The following is a 19,612-nucleotide window of genomic DNA, read 5'->3' as shown; positions in this document are numbered from 1 at the left end:
AATAAGCCTTTTCGATTTGAAATACGATAGAGGCTTTTCAAATATTTTGCTAATGGGGTTTCTCAATGGCTTTTTTCCCAATCGCTGATTATCGGCCCGATGTTGCTAACATTAATGGCATTTTTACCGATGAACTCATCAATGTGTTACCGGCTGATGGATCATATATTCCTATGCCTAGCTTTGAACCTTTGACAGATCCTTGTCCTGGTATACTTTTGGGGGCTTTTGCTGTTAAAACAAAAAATGGCGTGTTTGTCATTGTTGGTACGGAACAAAAAATTTACCTTCTCGATAATACGACAATGCAGTGGAAAGATATTAGCCGCAAGGGAAAATTTTATCTCGCTAATGTCGATGCTCCATGGTCTTTTGCTTTATTTGGCGATTATGTTATTGCTGTTAACGCCAATGATAAACCTCAAGTAATCGATATTAATCATGATAAAAAATTTAGAGATTTAGGAGGAAATCCACCACAAGCAGGACTTGTTCGTGTATGGGGAGATTTCGTTTGTTTGATGAAATTGACCGAATATCCAAGACGTGTTCATTGGTCAGGATTGAACGATGCAGAATTTTGGACCGTTGGGAAAAAAAGCTGTGATTATCAAGATTTTCCCGATGGCGGTTTTGTGCAAGGCGCAACCGAAACAACAAATCCAATTATCTTTATGCGGTCTGCAATATATGCAGGTTCTTTTATCCCTGGTTCCAAGATTATTTTCAGTTTTCAAAAAATCCATGATAAACGCGGCGCAAAAAACGCTGAATCTATCGTTTGTCGCGGTGATCTTGCCTTCTTTTCTGATGAGGGTGGATTTTATCAAATGACCAATGAGGGACAAATTATACCCATTGGGTTTGAAAAAGTAGATCGAACCATGACAGCAAAATCTCGTCAGAATAATTTATACACTTTGTTTGCTGCCATTGATGGGGTGTATAATCGCGTTTATTGGATGATTGATAATGATGATAGCTCTGATGAATGCATTTTACTCATTTATGATTGGGGGTTACAAAAATGGACAAAAGCTATCGTGAAAATCAAAACAATTATGCCCATTTTTTTGGCTGGAATCACTTTAGAAGGACTTGATAAGATTTCTCAGAGCCTTGATGATTTACCTTTTTCTCTCGACAGTAAAGCGTGGAAAAATGAAACTCCTATTCTCGGTGCATTTGATCATCAGGGAAGGCTTGGCTCGTTTTCTGGTTTGCCTATGGCTTGTGTGGTGACATCACAAGAAATGGGACAGACAAATGGTATGATAACCAGGGTTAAAAATATTATGCCTCAAGTGAATAGTAGAGAGTTTTATTTGTCTGTGGGAATGCGCTTTCGCCAATCCATAGAAGAGAAAACGGTTTGGTTGCCGGAAAAAAAACCTTCTCATAATACGGGGCAAATTCATTCCCGTGCAAGAGCACGGTTTTATCGTTTTAAATTGCGAATTCCAGAGGGGCAGAATTGGTCTCATATCGCTGGTTTTGATGTGAAATTGAATGCTGCCGGCATGCGGTGAGGCTTAAGCTATATGTAACAGGAGAGCCTATGTAGAGAGACCAAATTCACGTTGTAATAAACAAATGAGATGGCAAGATGTGGTGGAAATACTAAAAATTGTCTGGGGGGTCGCTGTGAGAAGGCTGAAAAAAAACAGAAAAAAAGCCGAAAAAAGAAAAACCATGACACTGCAACAGGGAAGAAAAAATCTTTATTCTGTTCACCTTACAAATCAATGGACATGGGAAAAAATAGCTCCTTATCAAGAGGCTCTCAATACCGCATTAGAAAAATACGCTCAGCGTTTTCCCGATGATGTCTGTTTGGCAATAATTGCTGAAGAATTGGCAAAAGGACAAGCACAATTGTGGTTGGTCTTAAAAAATAAAATACAATTTAGTGCCTTTGTGATTACAAAAATTGAAATAACCCATACGGGAAAAAAACGCGTTGTCATTTCAGATCTTGCCGGGGAAGGAGGGCTGGAACTGGTCAAAGTGATCGATAAGATTGAACAATGGGCACAGACAAGAAATGCTGAGGAAATGCATATGTTTGGAAGGTCTGGATGGGCTAAAATGCTTAGCAATCACGGATATTCTCGTAATCTTATTCATTATAGAAAGGTTTTTAACCCATGAGTAGAAAAACAAAACCTCAAGTGCAAACAACAACACAAACAAATGCACCACCCGCGTGGGCAGAAGATATCTTTAAACAAGCCAGTTCTCAAGCGCTTGATCTTTATGATAAAGGAATTGGCGGAAATGTTTATGAGGGACAGCGTGTTACAGATCTTAGTACTGCGACACAAAATGCTATAAATGGTCTAGGACAGGCTGCTGGACAGTATAACAATCCTTCCGTGACACAGTGGCTTAATGCACCAACACAAAGCTCTACGAACCTTCTTGGTATGGCCCAGGGAGACTGGATTGGAGGAAATAGTAAATTTGATGCTGCGTTGCAAAATGCGCTGAATAAAACTTCTGATGCCGTTAATCAATCGATGTCTGGAGCTGGGCGATATGGATCTGGCGCACATACTGGTGTGCTTGCAGATGAGCTTGGTGCATTGGCAACAAATGCTACTGCACAGCAATATAACCAAGATGTGCGTAATATGATGAATGCTAATCAGATTATTGATAATTCATTGTATAATCAGACTAATGCAGCAAACAACTTCTATCAGGGACAAAGTAATGCGCAAATCAATGCTTTGAAAGGAGGCATGGTCCAAGATACAAACAGCCAGAATGTTTTAGATGCTGAGCGCCAAAAATGGACAGAACAAGATAATCAAGATTGGAACCGATTAGAACAGTTGCTCGGCATTGGAACTAAAGCTGCTGGAAATTACGGAACAACATCAATAAAATCCACAACCACGCCTTCTGTTACAAAAGATCCATTGCGCGATGCACAGCAGGCGCTTGGATTAGTGGGAGGAATTTTAGGCCTTTGTGATGTCAGAGCTAAAGAAAATATTGTTCTGGTCGGTAAAAAAAATGGCTATTCGCTTTATGAATTTAATTATAAAGGAGATCCGCAACGATATCGTGGAGTTCTTGCTCAGGAAGTGTTGCGTTTGAATCCCGATGCTGTGTATGTCAATGCAGAAACAAAGCTACTGCATGTTCATTATGACAAAATTGGAATGAAAATGGAAAAAGTGAAAATGAAGAAAAAAATAGAATATAAAAAGAAAAGTGCCGCTTGCTTTTCTTCTTTCTTCGCGCGTTTTCCTTTCTTGAAAAAAGGATATATTCTATGAGCTCTATTTATGATTGGTCTCTTGTCGCATCCGAAAATGCTTATGCAGATGAGATGATAAACTGGGCCGAGGGACAGCCTCCAAGTTCAGTCAATGATAGTGCGCGTATGATGATGCAGCGTGTCAAAGAGTATTTGTTAGATAATGGCGGGGCTATTGACACACAGTTTACTGTCGATAAAGAGGAAAATAAAACATCGCTTCGATTGATTACAAAATGTTCTTTTAAGAATTATAGCAGTGGGATTGTTGTGCGCTTTAGGGCACAAGAGAAAAATATAGGAATGATGAATGCTTCCTTAAATCAAATGACTGCACAGCCTGTTTATGTTATTAGCCCAAATGGTGTAGTACCTTTAAAGGGCGGAGAAATTCAAAGTGGGGGAATTTATGAGCTCATCTATATTTGTGATATTGCCGGGAAAAATGAGGATGGTTGGTTTTTAACAAATCCAACGCAAAGCTCTACACCTCCTGGATTTATCGGAACCTTTGCTATGGAAAAAATACCTGAAGGTTGGCTGTTGTGCGATGGTAAAGATTATTCTCGAAAAACATATGCAAATCTCTTTGCTGCTATCGGTGAAACATGGGGAAAAGGAGATGGGTCTTCAACATTCAATATTCCCGATTTGCGTGGAATGTTTTTGCGTGGGCTAGACAATGGAAAAGAGCTTGATAAGGGGCGTCTCTTGGGAAGTCGGCAAGAAGAGTCTTTTAAAGAACATAGCCATGAAGGGAAAACAGATTTAACAGGTGAGCATACGCATAAACTTGACAAATTCCCTATCGTTGCTGTAGATATTCATGCAGGGCTTGTTAGGCACTACTATAACGGTACAGGGGACATGGAGACGGTTCCTGCAGGGGATCATGAGCATAAAGTTATTTTGGAAAAAACAGGCGGTGATGAAACGCGTCCCGTCAATGTGGCGGTTGTTTATGCTATCAAAACATGAAAATTAAAACGCTTACAGAGGTAAAAAACGCTTACAGAGGTAAAAATTGTTTGCAAAATCTCTGCTACGGGAAAAGGTGCCTTATGAAATGTTATAGAATATGGCATGTACGAAGCTTGAGGGGAAAGCTTGTTATTTGAAGAAAACGCTTCCTTGATTTGGTTTATTTCCTTTTCTTCAATGTTTTTGAGCGGAAAAAAGTGAGATGCGTGGTGTAATTTTTCCAGTACTGTGATATCTGCTTTTTTATTTTTTGTCGTTTTTTGCTGTGATGTGTAAGGGGGGAAACAAAGGCGTTGTTTGTTTTCAGTAAGCAGATATTCTTTGTTTAGGAAGCAATGTTTGGTCTTTGTATAAAAACAATTGGTCCAGAAGAGTGTCATGATAATGGGGAACTTCCTCTTTTACAAAAGAATGAGAGTATGCAAAAAAATCTCCACGGATTTTATCTCTGACAAGCTGTATGATGGTGTTGATCTGTAGGAGGCATGTGTGCCGATAAATTCAAATATCTCTTGAACAATAAAATGCTTCTGTTTGTGAGATCATTTGCTTAAATAGACTCAGAACATGCTCAGAAAATCTTATGAAGAAAGCCATGGCCGGTCAAATGATGCGAGGTAATCTTGCATTTTATGCTGCTTTCAAATTGTCAGAGCAGCGTTTTTCGTGAGAGGAAGAGGAGACGTTTTAAGAAGGTCATTTGCTGAAACGTACTGGAGTTTTTTAATCAGTTTGTGTTTGGTTTGCACGGTGTAACAATTTATCTGCAAAGATACACGGAAATCTATCAATAGCGTTGTTTTATACTATGTCAAAAAGAGGAATGTAATGGCACTTTTTCCATTTTCTATTGCTGATATCGATGATCCTGAACATATTCGTGTGGTGCTTTATACCAGCGGAAGAATGGGCCATGCTCCTTTGAATGCATTGTTGAAACAAATGCAGGAAAGTATCACAAAAATTTCGCAGCGCTTAGATGCTTTGGAACGACAATTGAAAAAAACAGATATTGTCAAGAACAAGAATAAATAAGTTGTTCAAGAAGAGGATAAAAGCAGAGCAGGATTTTTATACAATAACTACAGACAGTCGTGAAAGCGACATAAATGGCTGTAGAAACAGTGTAATAACTGACAATGGCGTGAAAAAAACTTCTGGTATTAAAAGATATGCTTTATCTGGCTTTAACGCTTCAAAAAGATTGAAAAGATAAGCACTTAGAATTATTAAAGTTTATAAATTTATAAAAAAGAAATAAGTTAGTTGCCGATAAGATTATGGCAACAAGTGGTGTGGGTGGTAAAGCTAAGCGGAAGCAGTATGTTCAATAGTAGATGGCAAAAAAACACCTTCTTGGTAAGGAAGATTGTTGAGCATGAAAGAATAAAAAACTGCTATGCATAATCCGGATGTCGGTTAAACCTTCCTGGTTTACATTTTCGATACGGATTCTAGAGACCGTAATGCATTTGCACTTTTCTAAAAAATGTAAGAATTTCAAAAAAAGAATTAGTGTGTATGAAATAATGGCGAATTTATACAGGAAAGTATATTGTGATGCTCCTATTGATTGAAGCAATTCGTCACAGATTAGTTAGGGTCTCTCTTGTACGAAAAGGGATGGCTTGGACGACTTTTCAAGACAAACTTCTGCGGTAAAAAATTTGAGCACAATGTGTGTAAAATTATAAAGAGAGAATTGAGCGGTTTTTAACCGGTGCACAATTTGCTGTGTTTGTGCTTTTTTCTATGAGAGAAGAATACAGACTTTTTGTTATCCTATGTTTTTCAAAAAGCTTAAAGAATAGATTTGTGGCTAAATTGCCAAAATAGACTAAAGCAAGAGCAAATGCTTATAAAGTCATGTTCACTTCTATGATTGAGAACGGATGGTGGGGTGATTATAGCAGATTTGAGAGCTCAAGATGCCATTGTTTTTTCTTTTCTCAAGAGAGTAAAATAGTGTACGCATAACAATTTATCGCCATCATTCTCTTTTCCATAAATCCATACCAATAACATGTTGCTTCTCTTATCTCTATCAGATACCTTTTTTACACCTCAAAAGTTGGGGCGTCTTATTAGAAAATTTTATCTCTTGAGAGAGAACATAGATTTTATGATGGCTTTTTGTTGTTTTTTCGTAAGAAGAAATGCAATTAAAACAGAGGCTTCCGTTTAAAGTTTTTTTCTTGTGCCTTAAGAAGGATCTAAAGAAAAAGAATTGCGATTGCAGATATCATCAAAACTATCAGTATTGATGGACGGTATAGGTTGCAATGACCATTGTTACAAATTCTTGTATGTCTTACAGGGATAAGAATTTGTGAAGCATGTCTTTTTCATGCCCATGATGGTTTTGAGAGTCATAAGGGGTGGATTTTTTTCGCTGTTTATTGAAGCGTTTTCAAAATTTATAGTTTCTGCCAAAAGCCACGATCACACTTTGGCTTCCAAGGAGGATAATAGGGCGCACATTGGCAATAGCTGTGTTGTTTTTGAATGAATCCCGTTGGTAACGTAAGTAGATTTTCGTAAAATAACATCACGGTATATACCAAGCATATCTTCAAAAAGATGGTTGTTTTTGTTGTGTGATATTCTTTCATTTGCATTTTGAATATTTTTCCAAAAATTGAATCTAGTGTCATTTTGTAGCTGTGTAGCTTTGGTGGAGTGGAGGTAGAGAGCATAGAATTTTTTGTTGTTGATATGTATTGGATGAATTGAGGCATATGTACGTTTAGCATGCGTAATAGTTTGATCGATAAGGTTAAGGATGAAATTATGTTGTTGCGGATCTGTTAAATCTTTATTCTTGAAAATTCCATTAGGTTGTATGATGCGTTTACTGGTCCGAGCAGTTGGCCTATTAAATCCGTAATGGATGGGCTTAAGTTTTAGGCTTTGTTTACTCATGTTCATACTGTCTGCGGCGTAACCACAGATTTGGATGAAAAACATCAGACTTAGCAATTCGCTATATGAATCAATAATCCGACATTATCTTGCGCATTCATACAGTACTTATTGGACGGTTGGAGTAAATATATCAGCTTTTCGATTTGCATTTTATCATACAAGCGTGGCTGTTTGTTTCCTGTCTATGTGTCTTTTGTGGTAATATCATTCTTTAACGCTGGAATATGTGAGTTAAATAGAGACGGTAGTTCCAGATTCTTGTTTAGTTTTCTCTTTCACTTGGATAATTCTGTATTTAGCTTTATCGCCCAAGAGAGCAGCAATGCTGCTCCGGCATTTTATGTTTTTTATATTCATTTAAAACGTCTCTCTTAAAAAGTATAAAATGACAAAAATTCAGTTTCTAGGTGTTTTTTGTTCTAGTAGAGAATTCTTGGTGAGAAGATGAGCGTCTATAAAAGAAAGCGTTTTATTCGTATTGATTTTAATGGAACAATGTGGAAGGCAGAAAAAAATTCTTTCTCATGTTACGAAAAATAACAGGAGTGTTAAAGTGAGAGTGGCTCCCTTAAACACAGAGATGATACCGATGTAAATGAGGGCGTTTATGTGTTGGTTTGTTCTGATTAGAAAATCTATTTTATTCCTTGTATAGGATTTTACATCAATAAACTCTTATGATAATGCCTCTAGAGCCTTTTCATAGAGGAGAGGATTTTCAACAAGAGTTGCAAACGCCAAAGAAAATAAAACATTTATGATGCAGAAAAGAAGGTGTATTTTGACATAAGGAGAAGGAGAGTTTACAGCCGAATATATTATATGCGTTAATACTTTTCTCGTTTTTTGCTGTAAAAATCTATCTTCAAATACTAAAGGATATAGTCTTTATGGAAAAAAGAATCCGCGCAAGACAAAAAGCTTATTTCAAAAAATTATATCGTAAAATTGCTTTTATTTTCGTGCTGCTTTTTTGTATCGTGATATTTTGTTTTTTTATTGCAAAAATTATCAGCTACCTTTCTGCTCAAAAACAAATAGTACAGCAAGTTCCCGTTGAGCTGGTTATTCCAGTCTTCGATTTACGCGTATATTGCAACGAAATTGCTGCTTCCGTTATACCTGATATGAAAAAAGAAGTTTATCAGAATTGTATTCATTTGGAGAGTGAAGCCTATTTTACTGTTCGTAATATGTGGGATAAACTTTCCGATACGATAAAGAAAAAATGTATGACAGTGGTGCGACCGGGAGATGGAAATTACTTTCTTTTAAGAGATTGTTTTTTTAATGAAGAAGAGAGCCAAAAAGGTAAAGTACGCAATCACTTTTAAATTTTTACCTCAAAAATTATTTTTACATGGAAATTTAATGGTACGCAAAATGGAATATAAAATATGAGGGCTTATGGTGATTGTTTCCATAATTGTCTCTGATATTCGTTCGCGTATATTTTACACTCAGTAAAGCTGGATGTTTATGGTGTTTTGGTGAGCATAAATTTTTTTACTGTTGAATGAATATTTGCTGCTCTTTTGGAATTTTTTTATACAATGAGTTGTAATACATTACAAAGAGGAAAAGACAAATAGTGAACCTTGTTTGTCTTCTGCATGAGGGATCTTTCTTAGAGGGATGAAATAGGTGAAAACACATTTTTGATTTAGTTTGCATGAAGGTCTTTAATTTTCTTGTCATGAAGCTGTGTATTTTTCCTCTGGAAGTCGCTTTAGTATAAACCATAAAAATACCGTATTGTTATTGATAAAGACAATTGTTTTGGTGCTTTTTATCGTACGCGTTAGGTGGCAAGAGCAGTATTGTGTTTGTTACATCTATCTGTAGTAAGGTTCGTGGCTTTGAGCTTCTTGCTACCGCTCCATGAGTTTCCGGCAGCTTTTCTTTTTGGCTGTCGGGAGTGGTGTTTTTTTAAGAGGTTTTTCTGGCCTTAATCTGTTTGGTCTCAAGTAGAGCATGTTACTTCTATATTCAGCTAAAAAGGTGTCAAAGCCATTATACTTAAAACGAGAAGAGGTTTTGTATCAAAATCAGCTGTGGGGGGTGCTTAGATTATCGGCCCAAATATTGAATGTAGGATGCCGATGATGATTGAATTGTTTGTAGTAAGGGTTACATAATCGCACATTTCAAATAAAATGCCCTCAGGAGTGTTTTCGCCTGTATAGGTGGAAATGTGCTGCGTTGTTCTACAATAAAGTGTATTGAGTGTGTGAGGTATGCCAGAGAATTCTGCAAATGAAAGCGAAAACAAATTTTTAGAGTTTTGTGCAGTTTTACATCAATAATGATATTAACAGAATGTATGCCGCTGTAGGTGAGGTAGAGGTTGTTTTGTTGTGGGGCTAAGTTTTGTACACACAAGGCGTGAAGCGGCTAGAGAGTGCATGATTTGCAGCACCAGTAATGAAAAAATGTTCTGTCGGTTGCTATAGAGAAAGAATGTTGTTTAACAGATTATTTCTCTAAACGTGCCATTGGTTTTTTTTGCTGTTTTGTGCGGTTTAGAGCTTCGTGTTTTTCTATCGAAAATATTGAGTCAGAAGGTATTTGGCCAGAGGGCGTTCGGATTACCAGATGTTTTAAAAAATCTTCAACAATATTTTCATATAATCTTAAAGTTAATAATTTTGATCTATCAGAAGAGGAGTTGAAAATATACCAAAACGACTAAGAGGGATGGCAACATCTTTAAATTGTTTGGTTGGTTGTTGTTGGGCATCACAAAGATGTGCAAAAAAAGAAACTCTCTTTATTCGTGAAGTTATTGGTTAAATGTGCAAAACGCCATGCTCATTTTGCAAACAAAGTTTCCAAGCTAGGAAGCATGACGAAAATTGAAGAATCCACCGAATTTTTTTGAGACACTTCTGAAATTCTTGATGCGCCAAGCATGTTGGTCGTTCCCCTTTTATAAGCTTATAGCTTCTTAGTGCTTTCTATATTTGGCTTTTATATTACGTTTATCCTAAATTAATAATTCAATTTATTCATAGATCTTGTGAAAATAAACCAGAAATTTATGGTGCAGTTAGTGGATTTTGGCAAAAAGACTGATCGGTTAGCGATCATAGGACTTGAATAATGTTTGCTGTTAATCTACTTATAAAGTTAAGGGCTTTTGTAAGAGAATAGTGGATTATCGTTTATAAAGGGGTTGCTTTAGCACAGAAGAAAGGCTATGTTCACAGAGTGGGTATGTTTGTGCAGGGGTTCATGGAGAATAGTGCTTGTGAGTTCGATGCATGAAGGGGTAAGGAATATCAGCGTTTTTGGAAACATTGATGTTAGGACAGAAAAGAGAGCTGCTGTTGTTTTCTAGAAGGGTTTGTTCGTTGGGAGCGTTCTGTAACTTGTTCTCGTTTTTTGTTTTCCACAAGATAGTTATTTTTTAGTAAAATATGGTCTACTTGAAAAAAATATTTGGCATTTTATGTAAACATGACTAGGTTTCTGCTGTTTGACAGAGGAATGGGGAATTTTAGGATTATGATTTCCCTGATGTTTTTGTGATTTTCAAAAAATATACAGTATATCAAGTATTGATAGGTATCAAAATATCAGTGGGTATCATTTGGGTAAAATAGGATGCAGATAGTCTGATAACCGTATTTTAAACATAATCAGTGTTATCAGAAAATGATGCAATAAAGAAAAATCAATTAGGACACACACACTCCAAAAAGGGATAAAGATGAGGCCACAACAAAATAGACGAGTACGCGGTCGCAACAACAACAGTAATGGTAATAACAATAATCGTCGCGGTCCTAACCCCTTGTCTCGGAATTATGAAAGCAGCGGTCCAGATGTTAAGATTCGTGGAAATGCTCAGCAAATTGCCGATAAGTATATAAGTCTTGCGCGTGATGCACAAGGTGCTGGTGACCGTGTTATGTCGGAGAATTATCTACAACATGCGGAGCACTACTTGCGTATTATTCTGGCGGCAGTTGGACAAACATCTCAAAATGCTCGGCGTGATGAGAATAATGAGCAAGAATATGGCGAAATGAACGTTGAAGATGAGAAAAAAGATACTGTCGCTTGTGACATAGATTCATCACAAACACCGTTGCAAAAAAATGGTCATGGTAAATATGCTAAGGCACAAAATGGCTGTGTGCGTGAAGATGCATTGGAAACGAATGCTTTGTCAGATGAAGAAAGCGCTCGAGAGCAACCTGTTGTCGAAGAGAGTGTTGAACCTGTCAAAAAAACAAGGCGAATTTCACGGCGACGTATTGTGTGTGCGCAAGAGGAACAAACCCTTGAATTGCCAAATTTTGAAATTTTACGGGCAACGTCAGAAGTTTTTCAGAATGAGAGTGTGCCGACAGAAAAAGTTGCCTCTCTACCTGTATTAAATAAAGAGGTTCCAAGAAAACCACGGCGTCGTCGGGTGACGGCCTCTTCAGCAGAGGAAAATGTTTAAAGAAAGGTGTGATGTTTTAGGTGTTTGTGGAAAGCCTTGTTCTCTTAATGGAGTAAGGGGATGAATGTGTCCTTTGTTGTTTCAATAGAAAGAACGGCGGTCAATACACCGGTATGATAATTGTAAATCATAAATTTTGTCTGTCCGTCCGGTGTTAAAATTTTCAGTACAATATTGTGTTCTGAGAGGCTTTGCGACAAAATCTGTGTGTTTTTCGGTAAGGAAAGTGTGTGGTGGATAACTTCTTGATTTGTATTGTGCGGAGAAAAAAGGTTTGTTTTCTTTGAAGCTGAACTTGGTGCCATAATTTTGTAAATAACTCCAAAGAGTACAGCAAGAATAAGAATGAGCGTTATTGAAATAGAAACAATCATGAGACGCATGAGCTTTTTTTTCACGCGTTCTACAGCTGGATCTAATGGTTGCTCTTCAAGCGGTGCATATTGCTCTGTGCGATGGTCTTTTGAAGTCTGAATTTTTTTATGATCCATCATGTTACACTCTTCCGTGGATTGTTTTTTTAGAGATTGATGGGTTTATGCTTTTAAGGTTCTTTATGCAAGAGGTTTATAGAGAGAATGCCTAAAAGTGGGGATGGAATGGGAAGATATTTTCTTCGTAAACTCTAGACTCTTTATCATTTATATTTTGGCTTTTAAGCAGAAAATTTCCTCGGTTGGTTACGTACCAGATTAACTTTACTTCTTGTTGATTTAAATTGGCTTGTACCTTTGTGCATTGGGCGAAGATTTGTTGCCCATAAGCTGTAAATTTTTTGGTTGAGGGTACCATGGCCTGTTCACATGCTTGAGCTGTTGAAAAGGTTTCAACCATTGTTTTGTTAGAATAGCAATTGTTAAAATCATCTGTGCATGCAACCAACAAGAGGATAAAAATTAGGGTATTCATAAAAATATTTTCCAAATAAGAGGTTGACAACATAGAGCCCGATTTGTCAGCCTGATGGCGTTATTCTTTATGAATAAACGTTTTTGGGAGGATGCAAGTTCCGATTCCGCTGTTTTTGTTGCGATGTAGCCAGATTGTAGAGGCTAAATTTAAATTGCTTGTGCAAGAAAATGTTTTTTTGCAGGAAAATGGATGCTGCATGAATATTATGAGAAAAACAGGATGTGTGCTTTGCTTTTTCATATTGTGGTATTCTGAACGCTTTTTTAAAAAAAGGTATCAAAATAAGTTTCAGGAACACGCAAGCAATAAATAATCCCTGTTTCTGTTAATTGTAAAGAAGCAGAACCATTGACAGAGACAGGAACAATTTTTTCTAAGACAGCGCTGCCAAAACGGGCTTTGTTATTGCTTGAAAGAGGCGTTTGCACTTCAAAGTTTTCATTCCAAGTGATGAGGAGTTCCATTTTTCCATTTATTTTTGTATGAATTTCACAGCGTACACAAACGCTTCCCTTTTCTTGTGAGAGAGCGCCAAAGGAAAGAGAATTGACAATGAGCTCATGAAAAGCCAAACCAATATGCAAAGCAGCATTGGGAAAAAGATAAGGATCTACACCTTCAAGTGAAAAACGTTTGGTTTCTTTTATCAAATAGCCTAATGTCTGCGTTTGTATTAATTCGCGAAATTGGGCACCGCGCCAATCGGAATCGGTAATGAGATCTTGAGAGTGAGAAAGAGAATGGAGACGCCCCTGAAATTTGCGTAAAAAAATCTGAAGCGATTCAGTGTAACGTGCGGTTTGGCTGGCAATACTTTGAATGATGGCGAGAAGATTTTTAGAACGGTGACTTACCTCCCGAAGGAGTATTTTAAGCACTTGCTCACGACGGCGTAATCCTGAAATATCAATACCGGTGGTTATAATACCAATAATGTCTCCATTATCATTGCGATGACAATCAATAGAAAATTTGTACCAAGTCGTTTGTTTGGCTATATCTTCAAACCGTGCTTCAATAGTATGCATTTTACCGGTGGCTAAAGCTTGCAATTTAATTGTTTCCATATTATCTGCAAGCTCAAGAGAAAAAAAATCATTGTCACGACATCCAACCCGCCATTTATTGTGTAAATGTTGTGGCAAATTTTCAGCCCATAAATAATCCAGATTTGTTGTCTGATAGAGAACACAAATACCAGCACCACGGATCGCTTGCATGAGAGCGCTAAGATGCGATGTATCTACAGGTGGTTTTGGAAGAGGCATAACCATCATGATAAAGATGTTAAACTATTCTAGGACGCTTTAGAGGCATTCTCTTGAAAAAATAAAGCTTGTGAAATAAGCGCTTTTACCATATCTGGATTAAAGGGTTTGGTAACTAAAAACGTTGGTTCTGGACGTTCTCCAGTTAAGAGCCTTTCAGGAAACGCAGTGATAAAGATTACCGGTATACGGTCATTTTGTAAAATGTCATTAACTGCATCAATGCCAGAACTGTTATCGGCTAATTGAATATCAGCTAAAATCAATCGTGGTTTTTCCTCATGATACATGAAAACAGCTTCATCACGCGTGCGTGCAATTCCTACGACCTGATGACCTAAACTTTCTACCATTTGTTCAATATCCAGTGCAATGAGAGGCTCATCCTCAATAATCATCACTTCAGTGGTTATTTGTTGAGAAATATCTGTCGATGCTTGGTTGAGAAGATTGCGGAATTCTTTGGTATCAAGAGACATGATTTCACGTGCCTCTTGTTCGTTAAAGCCTTCAACAGCAATTAACAAAAATGCTTGGCGTGCGCGTGGAGTGAGATACGATAATTTGGCACTGGTTTTTTTTTCAATACCAAATTGTGGTAGGGGCTCGGGGATATTAGGTGTGGTTTGGTCAAAAAGATGGCAAAAAAGCCAATAAGTACCGATGCGGTCACTGGATGTTTTTGGAAAAATAGAAATGTCTGCAATGAGCGCTTCCAACATCGCTGAAACATAAGCATCGCCAGAGGATTGGCTGCCGGTAACAGAACGGGCAAAACGCCGAAGGTAGGGAAGATGTGGTGCGATGCGCGTGGATAATGACATGATTTATAACTCCTTTGACCTTTTGCAAGCACTTTATTGATTGAAATCCTCAAGACAGGAAAAAGTTCCTATTTCCATATGGAACTTTTTTCATACAATCATATTTACAACTATTAGGCGAAAAGTTTTGTTGCTGCTATTTATAATATATGTGTTAGGGGGATAAAAAATGAACGACCGTGATAAAAAAAATCTCACCAATCATTTCACATTTGGAGATGATCTTCTCGGAGTCAATTGCGAAATAGCACGGAAATTACGCCAGTTTTACATGGAAATTCAAGAAGAAGCACTTCCTGTACGTTTGCTGGAACTTTTGGATAGGTTGGAGCGAGCAGAGAAATTTAGCTTAAACAATGTAGAAAAGGCTTGAATCTATCATGGCAGAGAGTATGAAAAACTTTAAACAGGAACTGCTTTTGGTTCTGCCAGCTCTGCGGGCTTTTGCTGTTTCTTTAAGTGGCAAGAACGATAAAGCTGAGGATTTGGTTCAAGATACACTTATGAAGGCATGGGCTAAACAAGACAGTTTTGAAATGGGAACTAATCTCAAAGCTTGGCTTTTTACGATTTTACGCAACGAATTTTACAGCCAAATGCGCAAAAGAGGAAGAGAAGTTCAAGACAGTGATGGTGTGTTTACCCAAAATGTGGCGGTTCATCCTGCTCAATATGGGTCGCTTGATTTGCAAGATTTCAGAAAAGCCTTAAATATGCTTTCTTCTGACCAGAGAGAAGCCATTATTCTCATTGGGGCATCGGGTTTTTCTTATGAAGATGCTGCGGCTATTTGTGGTTGTGCGGTTGGAACAATTAAAAGCCGTGTCAGCAGGGCGCGTAATCGCTTACAGGAACTCCTCAAACTCAACGGTGAATCTGATTATGGCCCAGACACTTATTTCGCCGGAAGCACATTATGTTAATTTAATGGCTAAAAAGCGTAATAATTATGGGGGGCAACCTTGTTTTTTTTATTCTCGTTATAGCTATTAAAGTAAAGTTTAGCATCTGAGGAAATTCAGAGTGTTTGGTATTGTGTATCCTTTGAGAGAAAATAAGAAATCCTGTACGAAAGTACCCAGAAGGATTTTTGCCTTGTGCTCTATAAGGGAGCTTTCCTTTATGCTGAAAAATGACAATTTTCAGGTTCGCCGATGGAAATTCTATGACAACAAAGACGAATTTGCTTTCTCAAAGTTCTTCTTCTGATTCAAGCATATCAAGCTGGCGTTGGATGGCAATTATTGTTTCTCTTGTTATGGCTCTTTTGGCCGCAATTTTTATTGTACTTCTCTCAAATGCTGTCGATCGAGAAGTGGCACAATTGAATACAAGTTCCGAATTGCGCGAACAAGCTGATTTGGTGCTTATTAGTTTGATCGATATGGCTGTCGCTGACCGAAGCTATGCGAAGACTCGTAATGCGGAAGACAAAGCACGCTTCGAAAATGCAATGCGTGAAATTGACAATCTTCTTGAATATACGGCGCTTCTTGTTTATGCACACCCGCAATGGTATGAGTGGTTTACAGCTTTTAAAAACGAGGTCGAAGCACGCAAAGCTTTTATGAATGCTCATATGCTTGCTCTTGATACCCTTCCTGATCAATCCTCTCAACCTTCTCCATCTCTGGAAGTCTCGAAGGTTCAAGTGGCGCGTTTGGCAAAATTGATGACAAGCTTTATGAATGGTGATGATGTGGTGCGACAAAAACAGCGCGAGGGGATAGCGCTTATGCGTGCTGCTTTAACATTGGCAGCAATTGTTTCTGTGGTAAGCACTTTTATTTCCGCTTATTTTGTCATTAATCGTTTTCAGCGTGATATACGTTCTTTAAAATTGTATCAATTGCTGCTTCATAGTGAAAATGTAGCTTTGGAAGCGCGTGTGAAAGAACGGACGCAAGAATTGGAAAAAGCACGCAATCATGCTGAGAAAGAACGGCAACGTGTTGAAATGTTATTACAGGATGCAAGCCATCGTATTGGAAATTCTCTTGGCACGGTTTCTTCTTTGCTCGGGCTACAATTAAATCGGAGTAAAAATGAAGAGGTGCGTGCTGTTCTTGGCGCTGCACGAGACCGTATCCAAACAATCTCCACGGCACATCGGCGTTTGCGCTTGTGTGATGATATGGAAACAACTTTATTGGCAGAGTTTCTCAGTTCGGTGGTGCATGATGTTGAATTAGCAGTCCCCTTTGAATTGCGCGGAAATATTACTATTCACACGAACTTTAAAGAGTGTCGCTTGTCTTCAAGAGATGCAACAACACTTGGGATTATTCTTGGTGAATTGCTGACAAATTCCTTAAAACATGCCTTTCCTGATCAGCGCTCTGGTCATATTTATATCTCATTTGAGCCTCAAGAAGATGAACAATTTATGCTGATTGTCGAGGATAATGGTGTGGGTATGAAGCATCAAACAGCAGAGCAAAAAGCAGGTCTTGGCCGTTTGGTTATCGAACAACTTTGTATGCAGTTTGGTGAAAAACCAGTTTTCGAAACTTCTGCCTTGGGGGGAACAAAAGTAACAATTCCTTTACCAAAACTTAAAACAAATGATTCATTAGCTCTTTCTTAAAAGGGGATGTTAACATCCCATCTGTTTATCAAGGTTAAGAGTAACAAATATCTTTATAAATTGCTGCAGCTTTTGAAAAATTCTGTGGGAGTACGTGTCATGCATAAATCCTTAATTAAATTAGGCTTACTTGTTCTTCTATTATAAAATTTAACATGTATATTGTTTCTCCGCACATTGATGAGGTAATAATCTCCTTTGAATAATGTTTCTGCTGTCTATACAGGGATATTGCAGAAGATTTTAAAAATTTTTGATCATATAATTTGTTATGCTGCTTGTCAGACAGTTTTGGATTGTTTTTGCACTTTATCTTTTGATCACTGCTTTAGAGTAAAAATGCTATCTTTAAAGCGAACGCGAAAGAAAGAATAAACACAAAAATTGGAAAGAGTATGCAACCATACCAAGAGAAAACGTCAATGTATTGAAATGCTATTCTCTTAGGTGTGGTGCTTTCTTTTCTTGGGCTATAATGAAATCAGAGCAAAAATAAAAAATGGTATTTAATCAAATCACCATAATGTATGAGAACTTTTATCTGGTTTAAGCGCCGATACGTACTGCAAAAATTGTGATTTTTCACACCACAGCGCAGAGCTTCTAAATGTGCTCATCATCAAAAACGCTTTTCAGAGAGATAACTCTCCAGGATTTCACTGCTGGCAATATTTTATTTCTGTAGAAGATCACGCATGCATTAAGCTGGATTTCAGCCTCTTTTATTTTTATCTAGCGTTGCTTTGGTGGGCAAAAGCTGAAAGGAAAAATACTGCAAATGGAAGATACATATGAAATAAAAACGTTTCATACAAACATTTTTTCTTGGTTTTTATGGAAAATTAAAAGACGCATGTTTATAAAGAATTATACGAAATTTTTTTTCAATTATTTTTCCAACATTAATCCTCTTTTGTGTCAAAAAATCTCTTTAAATAAAGAGTTCAACGGTGTGTAAGACTTTTGCAAGTATTTCTTTGTTTTTGAAAAAACGCAAGAGGAGATGGTTGCGCATTTTGATTGTTGGCATGCTTTGAAATATATGAGGATGGTTTAAGAAGCATTTTCTGATGGCGTTATTGGACTATTTATATAAGAATCAATATTGTTTTTTTCGCGCAAAAATGCTTGCAGGTCTTGATTGGTTAAAGCTTTACTGTCAGGTATACGAATGCGCATGGGATCAACTTTTACGCCATTAACAATGATTTCAAAATGACAATGGGGACCGGTTGCTATTCCTGTTATTCCTACATAGCCAATGATTTGCCCTTGTCGTACTTTCACGCCGGGTTTGATACCTGGTGCATAACGGCTTTGGTGCGAATAAGTGCTGATATATCCATTGCTGTGTTGTATTTCTGTATGGTTTCCATAGCCACCTGTCACACCCATCTTTGTGACAATACCATCTCCTACAGCAATAATGGGTGATCCTTTTGGTGCAACCCAGTCAACGCCTGTATGCATGCGAACATATCCTAAAATAGGATGTTTGCGTGGTCCAAAGGGGGAACCAAAAACGCCATTTGGAGTGGGTTTGCGGAGCAGGAAAGGTTTTGAGTTTTTTCCTTCCGAATCATAATAATCAACAGTTCCGTTTTTTGATTGATAACGGTAGTATTTGTAAGTTGCATTGCCGAAAGTGGCACTGATATAATGGATTTCAGGATCTGCGTTGGTGGATAACTCTTTTGTTTCCTGATTATTTTTGCCGTTTTGGGCTTCTTTGTTGCTTTTTTCTGTATCGCTTTGTTGTGGTATAGCATAAAACATTTCTATCCGATCCGTCGGTGTTATTCGGCTTTTCATATCAACATTGGTAGCAAAAAGACGAATAAGGCGCTGAGAGAGAGATTGCGATATGTTATGGCTGAGTAGAGCATTATAGAGTGCATCATAAGCTGTTGGTAATTGTGCTGTATTGATATTAGAATGCGGAATGCCATTCTGAAAGGCGGTTTTCAGTGCGTGTGACATCTGAGGTTCTGCACTTTCAACAAAGAGCCCTTTATCATTGAGGGCAATTGTAAGAACATGATGCATTCCTTGATAAATGCTCGCTCGCACCAGATGATCTTCTTCTCCAGCTTGTGTAACAATACCAATGCGTAACAGGCTTCCGTCTTTAAGCATATCAGAATGATTAAATTTCGCTAAAGTGCTTATAACCTGTTCAATTTGGTTCTTTGTATAGTTGGTCTGTTTGAAAGCATCGGCTATCTTTTGCTTTTTACGAATAGGAATGATATCTTCTGCATAGTTTTTAGAGAGATCAATGCGGCGGCTTGGAGGAGAAATCGTCACGTTTTCTTGAACAATGCGAACGTCAGGAGCATCTGTAAATTGAGAAGTGGAAGACACATCTTCTAATTTTAAAGGGTCAATAAGGGT

Annotated in this window: 16 protein-coding genes (1 of these 16 running past the window's edge); 10 read left to right on the top strand and 6 right to left on the bottom strand. The window is 37.7% G+C overall.

Going from position 1 to position 19,612, the window contains the following annotated elements; genetic code table 11:
• Nucleotides 1–65: 65 nt before the first annotated feature.
• From V4B17_RS05710 to V4B17_RS05690, 5 genes are all read left to right on the top strand, one after another.
• The gene (locus tag V4B17_RS05710; RefSeq protein WP_455479208.1) at nucleotides 66–1,529 is read left to right on the top strand and encodes a hypothetical protein; all 1,464 of its coding nucleotides are present in this window, start codon (nucleotides 66–68) and stop codon (nucleotides 1,527–1,529) included.
• Between the two features lie 163 nt (nucleotides 1,530–1,692).
• Nucleotides 1,693–2,151 (top strand): hypothetical protein, encoded by a 459-nt coding sequence (locus V4B17_RS05705; RefSeq protein WP_455479207.1) that lies wholly within the window; start codon nucleotides 1,693–1,695, stop codon nucleotides 2,149–2,151.
• Nucleotides 2,148–3,287, top strand: a complete 1,140-nt coding sequence (locus V4B17_RS05700) for a tail fiber domain-containing protein (protein WP_455479206.1) — start codon at nucleotides 2,148–2,150, stop codon at nucleotides 3,285–3,287. Before V4B17_RS05705 ends, V4B17_RS05700 begins: the two co-directional genes overlap by 4 nt.
• Nucleotides 3,284–4,246: a phage tail protein gene (locus tag V4B17_RS05695; RefSeq protein ID WP_455479205.1), complete on the top strand. Its 963-nt coding sequence runs from the start codon at nucleotides 3,284–3,286 to the stop codon at nucleotides 4,244–4,246. Before V4B17_RS05700 ends, V4B17_RS05695 begins: the two co-directional genes overlap by 4 nt.
• 831 nt (nucleotides 4,247–5,077) lie before the next feature.
• Nucleotides 5,078–5,284 carry a hypothetical protein gene (locus V4B17_RS05690; RefSeq protein WP_455479204.1) on the top strand — a complete coding sequence of 69 codons (207 nt, stop codon included), beginning with the start codon at nucleotides 5,078–5,080 and terminating at the stop codon, nucleotides 5,282–5,284.
• 1,407 nt (nucleotides 5,285–6,691) lie between these two features.
• On the opposite strand, the gene V4B17_RS05685 is transcribed toward V4B17_RS05690, so the two are convergent.
• Entirely contained in the window at nucleotides 6,692–7,216 is a 525-nt protein-coding gene (locus V4B17_RS05685; RefSeq protein WP_455479203.1) for a phage capsid family protein, read from the bottom strand.
• Nucleotides 7,217–8,064: 848 nt separating this feature from the next.
• On the opposite strand from V4B17_RS05685, the gene V4B17_RS05680 reads away from it, so the two are divergent.
• Both V4B17_RS05680 and V4B17_RS05675 read left to right on the top strand, forming a co-directional pair.
• Complete coding sequence (locus V4B17_RS05680) at nucleotides 8,065–8,508, top strand: hypothetical protein (RefSeq protein ID WP_455479202.1); 444 nt, start codon at nucleotides 8,065–8,067, stop codon at nucleotides 8,506–8,508.
• 2,378 nt (nucleotides 8,509–10,886) lie between these two features.
• The gene (locus V4B17_RS05675) at nucleotides 10,887–11,627 is read left to right on the top strand and encodes a DUF4167 domain-containing protein (protein WP_455479201.1); all 741 of its coding nucleotides are present in this window, start codon (nucleotides 10,887–10,889) and stop codon (nucleotides 11,625–11,627) included.
• 44 nt (nucleotides 11,628–11,671) lie between these two features.
• On the opposite strand, the gene V4B17_RS05670 is transcribed toward V4B17_RS05675, so the two are convergent.
• The 4 genes from V4B17_RS05670 to V4B17_RS05655 all read right to left on the bottom strand — a co-directional run bounded on the left by V4B17_RS05670 (nucleotide 11,672) and on the right by V4B17_RS05655 (nucleotide 14,631).
• A complete protein-coding gene (locus V4B17_RS05670; protein WP_455479200.1) occupies nucleotides 11,672–12,121 on the bottom strand; it encodes a hypothetical protein in 450 nt (149 codons plus the stop codon).
• An 88-nt stretch (nucleotides 12,122–12,209) separates the two neighbouring features.
• Nucleotides 12,210–12,536, bottom strand: a complete 327-nt coding sequence (locus V4B17_RS05665) for a hypothetical protein (protein WP_455479199.1) — start codon at nucleotides 12,534–12,536, stop codon at nucleotides 12,210–12,212.
• A 266-nt stretch (nucleotides 12,537–12,802) separates the two neighbouring features.
• Complete coding sequence (locus tag V4B17_RS05660) at nucleotides 12,803–13,816, bottom strand: sensor histidine kinase (protein WP_455479198.1); 1,014 nt, start codon at nucleotides 13,814–13,816, stop codon at nucleotides 12,803–12,805.
• Nucleotides 13,817–13,836: 20 nt separating this feature from the next.
• Nucleotides 13,837–14,631 (bottom strand): response regulator, encoded by a 795-nt coding sequence (locus tag V4B17_RS05655; protein WP_455479197.1) that lies wholly within the window; start codon nucleotides 14,629–14,631, stop codon nucleotides 13,837–13,839.
• A gap of 169 nt (nucleotides 14,632–14,800) precedes the next feature.
• Here V4B17_RS05655 and V4B17_RS05650 point away from each other — a divergent pair, with 169 nt between their 5' ends.
• The 3 genes from V4B17_RS05650 to V4B17_RS05640 all read left to right on the top strand — a co-directional run bounded on the left by V4B17_RS05650 (nucleotide 14,801) and on the right by V4B17_RS05640 (nucleotide 17,218).
• Nucleotides 14,801–15,004: a NepR family anti-sigma factor gene (locus V4B17_RS05650; protein ID WP_455479196.1), complete on the top strand. Its 204-nt coding sequence runs from the start codon at nucleotides 14,801–14,803 to the stop codon at nucleotides 15,002–15,004.
• A 7-nt stretch (nucleotides 15,005–15,011) separates the two neighbouring features.
• Nucleotides 15,012–15,554 carry an RNA polymerase sigma factor gene (locus V4B17_RS05645; protein WP_455479195.1) on the top strand — a complete coding sequence of 181 codons (543 nt, stop codon included), beginning with the start codon at nucleotides 15,012–15,014 and terminating at the stop codon, nucleotides 15,552–15,554.
• Between the two features lie 242 nt (nucleotides 15,555–15,796).
• Nucleotides 15,797–17,218, top strand: coding sequence for a sensor histidine kinase (locus V4B17_RS05640; protein ID WP_455479194.1), 1,422 nt, complete (start codon nucleotides 15,797–15,799; stop codon nucleotides 17,216–17,218).
• 1,053 nt (nucleotides 17,219–18,271) lie between these two features.
• On the opposite strand, the gene V4B17_RS05635 is transcribed toward V4B17_RS05640, so the two are convergent.
• On the bottom strand, nucleotides 18,272–19,612 hold the 3' portion of the coding sequence (locus V4B17_RS05635; protein ID WP_455479193.1) for a M23 family metallopeptidase. Its footprint extends 666 nt past the window's final position; only the last 1,341 of its 2,007 coding nucleotides appear in the window; the start codon falls outside the window, past its right edge — the gene reads right to left on this strand; its stop codon occupies nucleotides 18,272–18,274.

It is taken from the genome of Bartonella sp. B23, assembly GCF_053793815.1.
This window is presented reverse-complemented; position numbering and strand designations above follow the sequence as displayed.

Bases quoted from the DNA above. Each gene is read 5' to 3' on its own strand.
- V4B17_RS05705 (WP_455479207.1), top strand. From the start codon at position 1,693: ATGACACTGCAACAGGGAAGAAAAAATCTTTATTCTGTTCACCTTACA.
- V4B17_RS05650 (WP_455479196.1), top strand. From the start codon at position 14,801: ATGAACGACCGTGATAAAAAAAATCTCACCAATCATTTCACATTTGGA.
- V4B17_RS05695 (WP_455479205.1), top strand. From the start codon at position 3,284: ATGAGCTCTATTTATGATTGGTCTCTTGTCGCATCCGAAAATGCTTAT.
- V4B17_RS05710 (WP_455479208.1), top strand. From the start codon at position 66: ATGGCTTTTTTCCCAATCGCTGATTATCGGCCCGATGTTGCTAACATT.
- V4B17_RS05645 (WP_455479195.1), top strand. From the start codon at position 15,012: ATGGCAGAGAGTATGAAAAACTTTAAACAGGAACTGCTTTTGGTTCTG.
- V4B17_RS05670 (WP_455479200.1), bottom strand. From the start codon at position 12,121: ATGATGGATCATAAAAAAATTCAGACTTCAAAAGACCATCGCACAGAG.
- V4B17_RS05655 (WP_455479197.1), bottom strand. From the start codon at position 14,631: ATGTCATTATCCACGCGCATCGCACCACATCTTCCCTACCTTCGGCGT.
- V4B17_RS05685 (WP_455479203.1), bottom strand. From the start codon at position 7,216: ATGTTTTTCATCCAAATCTGTGGTTACGCCGCAGACAGTATGAACATG.
- V4B17_RS05690 (WP_455479204.1), top strand. From the start codon at position 5,078: ATGGCACTTTTTCCATTTTCTATTGCTGATATCGATGATCCTGAACAT.
- V4B17_RS05640 (WP_455479194.1), top strand. From the start codon at position 15,797: ATGACAACAAAGACGAATTTGCTTTCTCAAAGTTCTTCTTCTGATTCA.
- V4B17_RS05660 (WP_455479198.1), bottom strand. From the start codon at position 13,816: ATGATGGTTATGCCTCTTCCAAAACCACCTGTAGATACATCGCATCTT.
- V4B17_RS05680 (WP_455479202.1), top strand. From the start codon at position 8,065: ATGGAAAAAAGAATCCGCGCAAGACAAAAAGCTTATTTCAAAAAATTA.
- V4B17_RS05675 (WP_455479201.1), top strand. From the start codon at position 10,887: ATGAGGCCACAACAAAATAGACGAGTACGCGGTCGCAACAACAACAGT.
- V4B17_RS05700 (WP_455479206.1), top strand. From the start codon at position 2,148: ATGAGTAGAAAAACAAAACCTCAAGTGCAAACAACAACACAAACAAAT.
- V4B17_RS05665 (WP_455479199.1), bottom strand. From the start codon at position 12,536: ATGAATACCCTAATTTTTATCCTCTTGTTGGTTGCATGCACAGATGAT.